Raw genomic sequence first — 4,444 nt, 5'->3', positions numbered from 1 at the left:
TGGAAGTCTGGTCGGGGCCGGGGTCGTCGGGTTCCGAAGGGTCGTCAGCTGGAGGACGGGGCCTGGGCGGAGGTTCGGGCGCTGTTGGGGGATGGTCCGCGGCGGCGGGATCTTCTGATCGAGTATCTGCATCTCATCCAGGACCGCTACGGGTGCCTCGCGGCGGCGCATCTGAGGGCCCTGGCGGAGGAGCTTGGGGTCGGGATGGCGGAGGTCTGGGAGGTTGCGACGTTTTATGCGCATTTCGATCCTTTGCGCGAGGGCGAGGCGGCGCCGCCGGATCTGACGATCCGGGTCTGCGACTCGCTCACGTGCGAGCTTGCCGGGTCGGAGGCGCTGATCGCGGCCTTGGAGGCGGGGCTGGATCCGAAGAAGATCCGGGTTCTGCGCGCGCCCTGCATGGGGCGCTGCGACACCGCGCCGGTCCTGGAGATCGGGCATAGGCATGTCGACCGGGCGACGCCGGAGGCGGCGCGGGCGGCGCTGGCGTCGGGCGCGTTCCATCCCGAGATCCCGGATTACGAGGATCTCGCGTCCTACCGGGCGGCGGGCGGCTACGAAAAGCTCGCCGAGCTGCGCGCGGGCGGCGACTGGGAGGCGGTGCAGGACCAGGTGCTCGCCTCGGGGCTGAGGGGCCTCGGCGGCGCGGGCTTTCCCGCCGGCAGGAAGTGGGGCTTCGTGCGGGCCGAGCCCGGGCTTCGCTATCTCGCGGTCAACGGCGACGAGGGCGAGCCGGGGACGTTCAAGGACCGCTATTATCTCGAGCGGACCCCGCACCTGATGCTCGAGGGCATGCTGATCGCGGCCTGGGCGGTCGAGGCGGAGCGCTCGTTCATCTACATGCGCGACGAGTATCCCGCGGTGCTCGAGATCCTGCGCCGCGAGATCGCGGCGCTCATCGAGGCGGGGATCGTGCTCGACGGCGAGATCGAGCTGAGGCGCGGCGCCGGCGCCTATATCTGCGGCGAAGAGAGCGCGATGATCGAATCGATCGAGGGCAAGCGGGGCATCCCGCGGCTGAGGCCGCCCTACGTCGCGCAGGTCGGGATCTTCGACCGGCCGACCCTGGTCCACAATGTCGAGACGCTGCACTGGGTGGCGCGGGTCGTGCGCGAGGGGCCGGAGGTCCTGAACGCGACAGAGAAGAACGGGCGGAGGGGCCTGAGGAGCTACTCGGTCTCGGGCCGGGTGGCCGCGCCCGGGGTCTACCTCCTGCCGGCCGGCTCGACGATCACCGAGGTGATCGCGGCGGCGGGCGGCATGGCCGCGGGCCATGTCTTCAAGGCCTACCAGCCGGGCGGGCCGTCCTCGGGGCTTCTGCCCGCCTCGATGGCGGATGTGCCGCTCGACTTCGACACGCTGCAGCCCTTGGGGTCCTTCATCGGCTCGGCGGCCATCGTGGTCCTGTCGGAGAAGGACTCGGCCAGGGACGCGGCCTTGAACATGCTGAGGTTCTTCGAGGCGGAGAGCTGCGGCCAGTGCACGCCCTGCCGGGCGGGCTGCGAGAAGGCGGTGAAGCTGATGCAGGCCGACAGATGGGACGCGGGACTTCTCGAGGATCTCTGCCAGGTAATGGCCGACGCCTCGATCTGCGGGCTCGGCCAGGCCGCGCCGAACCCGATCCGGCTGACGCTGAAACACTTCCCCGATGAGGTCTGACATGACCGAGACGATCACCTTCACGCTCGACGGAGACGAGGTCCGGGCGGCGCCCGGCGAGACGATCTGGGAGGTCGCGAAGCGCCAGGGCACGCTCATCCCGCATCTCTGCCACAAGGACCAGAAAGGCTACCGCCCGGACGGCAACTGCCGGGCCTGCATGGTCGAGGTGGAGGGCGAGCGGGTGCTCGCCGCCTCGTGCTGCCGGACACCGTCCGAGGGCATGGTGGTGAAGACCGGCACGCCGCGGGCGGCGAAGTCGCGCGCGCTGGTGATGGAGCTTCTCCTGGCCGACCAGCCCGACCGGGCGACGGCGCATGACCGCTCGGCGCATCTCTGGGACATGGCCGCGGCGACCGGGGTGGCGGAAAGCCGCTTTCCGGCGCTCGAGCCGGCCCGCGTGCCGCTGCTCGACGACAGCCATGTCGCGATGCGGGTCAATCTCGACGCCTGCATCCAGTGCGGGCTCTGCGTGCGGGCCTGCCGCGAGGTGCAGGTCAATGACGTGATCGGCATGGCCGGCCGCGGCCACGACGCCTACCCGGTCTTCGACATGGCCGACCCGATGGGCCAGTCGACCTGCGTCGCCTGCGGCGAATGCGTCCAGGCCTGCCCGACGGGCGCGCTGATGCCCGCGACGGTTCTCGACGCCGACCAGGTCGGCGACAGCGCTGATATCGACCGCGAAGTCACCTCGATCTGCCCGTTCTGCGGCGTGGGCTGCCAGGTCTCGCTGAAGGTCAAGGACGACAAGGTCAAGTATGTCGAGGGCATCAACGGCCCCGCGAACGAGGGAAGGCTCTGCGTCAAGGGCCGCTTCGGCTTCGACTACATCCACCACCCGCACCGGCTGACCAAGCCCCTGATCCGGCGCGACGACGCGCCCGGAAAGGGGCTGAACGTCGATCCGGCGAACTGGCAGGCGCACTTCCGCGAGGCGACGTGGGACGAGGCGCTCGACGCCGCGGCGGGCGGCTGGACGGCGCTGACCGAACGGCATGGCGGCCGCGCCATCGCGGGCTTCGGCTCGGCGAAATGCACCAACGAGGAGGCCTATCTCTTCCAGAAGCTGATCCGCCAGGGCTTCGGCCACAACAATGTCGACCACTGCACGCGGCTCTGCCACGCCTCCTCGGTGGCCGCCCTTCTGGAGAATGTCGGCTCGGGCGCGGTCACGGCGACCTTCAACGAGATCGAGCATGCCGACGTCGCGATCGTGATCGGCGCCAACCCGGTCGAGAACCACCCCGTCGCCGCGACCTACTTCAAGCAGTTCACCAAGCGCGGCGGCAAGCTCATCGTGATGGACCCGCGGGGCGTGGGGCTGAGGCGCTTCGCCACCCACATGCTGAAGTTCCGTCCCGGCGCCGACGTCGCGATGCTGAACGCGATCATGGCGACGATCGTCGAGGAGGAGCTCTACGACCGCCAGTACATCGCGGCCTATACCGAGAACTGGGAGGCCGAGCGCGCGCATCTCGCGGCCTTCAGCCCTGAAAAGATGGCCGAGGTCTGCGGCATCCCGGCCGAAGAGTTGCGCGCGGTCGCGCGCGAGTTCGCGACCGCCAGGGCGGGGATGATCTTCTGGGGCATGGGGATCAGCCAGCACATCCACGGCACCGACAACTCGCGCTGCCTGATCTCGCTCGCGCTGATGTGCGGCCATGTCGGGCGGCCGGGCACCGGGCTCCACCCGCTCAGGGGCCAGAACAACGTCCAGGGCGCCTCGGATGCGGGCCTCATCCCGATGTTCCTGCCCGACTACCAGACGGTGACCGACGACCGCATCCGCGGCCACTTCGCGAAGATCTGGGGCGCCTCGGACTTCTCGGCCGAGAAGGGGCTCACGGTGACCGAGATCCTCGACGCGGTCCATGCCGGGCAGGTCAGGGGCATGTACATCCTCGGCGAGAACCCGGCGATGTCGGACCCCGACCTGACCCATGCCCGCGAGGCGCTCGCCAAGCTCGAGCACCTCGTCGTGCAGGACATCTTCCTGACCGAGACGGCGAACTACGCCGACGTGATCCTGCCCGCTTCCGCCTTCTACGAGAAGGACGGCACGGTGACGAACACCAACCGCCAGGTCCAGATCGGCCGCGCCGCCGTCGCGCCGCCGGGCGAGGCGCGCGCCGACTGGGCGATCACCGCCGCGCTCGCCAACCGGCTCGGGCTGAACTGGAGCTACGCCCACCCCTCCGAGGTCTTCGCCGAGATGAAGCGCGGCATGCCGTCCCTCGACAACATCACCTGGGAGCGGCTCGAGCGCGAGGGCGCGGTCACCTATCCCTCGCTCTCGCCCGAGGATCCCGGCCAGCCGATCGTCTTCGGCTCGGGCTTCCCGCGCGAGGGCGGAAGGGCGCGGTTCACGCCGGCCATGGTCATCCCGCCGGCCGAGCTGCCGGATGCGGACTACCCGATGATCCTGACCACCGGGCGCCAGCTCGAGCACTGGCACACCGGCTCGATGACCCGCCGCGCCACCGTCCTCGACGCGGTCGAGCCCGAGGCCAACTGCTCGATGCACCCCGCGACGCTCGCCCGCCTCGGCGTCGAGCCCGGCGATCCCGTCCGCCTCACCACCCGCCGCGGCGCGATCGAGATCATGGCCCGCGCCGACCGCGCCATCGCCGAGGACATGGTCTTCGTCCCCTTCGCCTTCGTCGAGGCCGCCGCCAACATCCTCACCAACCCCGCCCTCGACCCCGTCGGCAAGATCCCCGAGTTCAAGTTCGCCGCCGTCAAGGTCGAAAAAATCAAAGACAACATCGCCGCAGAATAAAAA

General features: G+C 69.8%; 2 protein-coding genes. Both read left to right on the top strand.

Features of this window, described 5'->3' with window-relative positions:
• On the top strand, window positions 1-1,659 hold a 1,659-nt coding region (locus DEA8626_RS20740; protein WP_108855143.1), incomplete at its 5' end, for an NAD(P)H-dependent oxidoreductase subunit E.
• 1 nt (window position 1,660) lies between these two features.
• Window positions 1,661-4,441, top strand: coding sequence for a formate dehydrogenase subunit alpha (fdhF, locus tag DEA8626_RS20735; RefSeq protein WP_108855142.1), 2,781 nt, complete (start codon window positions 1,661-1,663; stop codon window positions 4,439-4,441).
• The last annotated feature ends 3 nt before the right edge of the window (window positions 4,442-4,444 follow it).

Source organism: Defluviimonas aquaemixtae (genome assembly GCF_900302475.1).
GTDB classification, from domain to species: Bacteria; Pseudomonadota; Alphaproteobacteria; order Rhodobacterales; family Rhodobacteraceae; genus Albidovulum; species Albidovulum aquaemixtae.
Note: the sequence above shows the minus strand (reverse complement) of the source record. Positions and strands in the feature narration are given on the sequence as shown.

Excerpts from the sequence above, each read along its gene's own strand:
- fdhF (WP_108855142.1), top strand. The coding sequence starts at position 1,661 with ATGACCGAGACGATCACCTTCACGCTCGACGGAGACGAGGTCCGGGCG.